The sequence below is a fragment of the Mesorhizobium sp. M7A.F.Ca.CA.001.08.2.1 genome (genome assembly GCF_003998455.1).
In the GTDB taxonomy this organism is placed as follows: domain Bacteria; phylum Pseudomonadota; class Alphaproteobacteria; order Rhizobiales; family Rhizobiaceae; genus Mesorhizobium; species Mesorhizobium ciceri.
The window spans coordinates 1-1,969 of record NZ_RZPW01000967.1; the positions used below are offsets into that span (position 1 = coordinate 1).

At 63.7% G+C, this 1,969-nt stretch carries 1 protein-coding gene and 1 pseudogene; one reads left to right on the forward strand and one right to left on the reverse strand.

The features are described from left to right. Window positions 1–399 (reverse strand): annotated as a pseudogene (locus EN914_RS33600) (GntR family transcriptional regulator); the annotation flags it as partial. Between the two features lie 203 nt (window positions 400–602). On the opposite strand from EN914_RS33600, the gene EN914_RS33605 reads away from it, so the two are divergent. Then, the coding region (locus EN914_RS33605; RefSeq protein WP_127389588.1) for a GMC family oxidoreductase at window positions 603–1,969 on the forward strand (1,367 nt) is incomplete at its 3' end.

Below are 1,969 nucleotides of genomic sequence, written 5' to 3' on the forward strand. Positions count from 1 at the left end.
AGCGAAATCGACCTCACCCGACGGGGCGTTCTCCGGCGTGGTTGCCGCGTCGAGGATCCGCGCCGTCTCGAAAGAGGAGGCGCGCAGCGACGCCAGTCGGGCAAGGCCCGGCTCCATGATCAGGCGCAATTCCAGGACCTCGATCGGATTGGTTACCCTGACCAGTTCCTCGCCATATCTCGGAAGGGCGGTCGGCGCCCGCCTGGCTCGCGCCGGTTTGAGGTCGCCCGAAAGGCGCAGCACTTCAAGCGCCTTGCGAAGCTGATGGCGCTTGACGCTCAGATGTTCCGCAAGATCGCGCTCGGACGGAAGCTTGCCGCCGCCCTGCTGCAACTGGCGGACCGCAGCGATGATGTCGTCGAGATCAGATGGTCCGACCTGCGGCTCGAATGCGCTCAAAACCAAATCTCCTGTCCGATCGGCAGACCGCCGACTCAACGTCCCGACATCATATTGTGACACGAAAACCTGTTCGACGGCACTCAACCAATTCAACCAATCTACAACTGTACGCAATGGTTGACAACACCAGTTGCGCGATGGTTGACTGCCCATGTCGACGGTTGCCATCGCGGCAGACGTCTTTCTCCCGAGGATCACGCATGCCGGCTGGCGAAACCTTTGACTACGTCATTGTCGGTGCGGGATCGGCCGGCTGCGTGCTGGCGAACCGGCTGAGCGAAGACCCCGCCGTGTCGGTGCTTTTGTTGGAGGCGGGGGATTGGGACCGCGATCCGATGATCCACATCCCGCTCGGCTGGGGCAAGATACTGACGGAGCGCCGCCACGACTGGATGTATTTCTGCGAGCCCGAGGCCAATGTCGGCGGCCGCAAGGTCGAATGCGCGCGCGGCAAGGTCATCGGCGGCTCTTCCTCCACCAACGCCATGGCTTATGTGCGCGGCAATCGCGGCGACTACGATCGCTGGGCGGCAAGCGGCCTGACGGACTGGTCGTTCGACAAGGTGCTGCCCTACTTCAAGAAGCAGGAGCGCTGGGAAGCGGGCGAAAGCCGGTACCGTGGCGGCGGCGGGCCGCTGAACACCCAGTTCTGCCGCTACAAGGACGAACTGATCGATGCCTTCGCCACAGCCAGCCGTGATGCCGGATACCCGCAGACCGATGACTATAACGGCGCCATACAGGAAGGCTTCGGCCGGCTGCAGATGACAATTGCCAACGGCCGCCGCTGCTCGACCGCAACCGCCTATCTGCGGCCCGCCATGCGGCGCGGCAATGTCAAGGTGCTGACCGGCGCGATGGCGACGAAGATCCTGCTCAGGGATGGCCGCGCAGCCGGCATTGCCTACACCAGAGGCGGGGCGAGCCATGAAGTTCTGGCGCGGCGCGAAGTTCTGCTTGCCGGCGGCGTCATCAACACGCCGCAGCTGATGATGCTGTCAGGCATAGGCGACAGCGGCGAGCTGGCGGCGCATGGCATCGAGACGAAGGTCGATCGTGCGCAAGTCGGCAAGAATCTGCAGGACCACGTTTCGGTTATCGTGATGTATCGGCGCAAACAGCCTGGACCGTTTCTCAAGATGATGCGGGCCGATCGTATCGGGCTGGATTTCGTCAAGACTTATCTCACCGGAAAGGGCTTTTCGGGAGATGTGCCTGGCGGCGTCGTGGCATTCCTGAAGAGCGACGCAAGCCGGCCGTTGCCGGACGTACAGCTGCTTTTCACCGCCGCGCCGCTTGGGGCATGGCCTTACATGTCGCCGTTCAAGGCGCCGTTCGCCGACGGCTTTGCGACCCGTATCGTTGCGGTGCAGCCGGAGAGCCGCGGCAGCGTCAAGCTGGCGTCGAGCGATCCGGTCGCCGCGCCCCTGATCCATCAGAATTTCCTGTCCTCGCAGCGCGACTGGCAGTCGCTTCGCGCCGGCTTTCGTGTTGCGCGCAACCTTGCCAGCCAGCCGTCCATGACCCCGTTCGTCGGCGCGGAGTTCTTCCCCGGCCCGAACTGCGA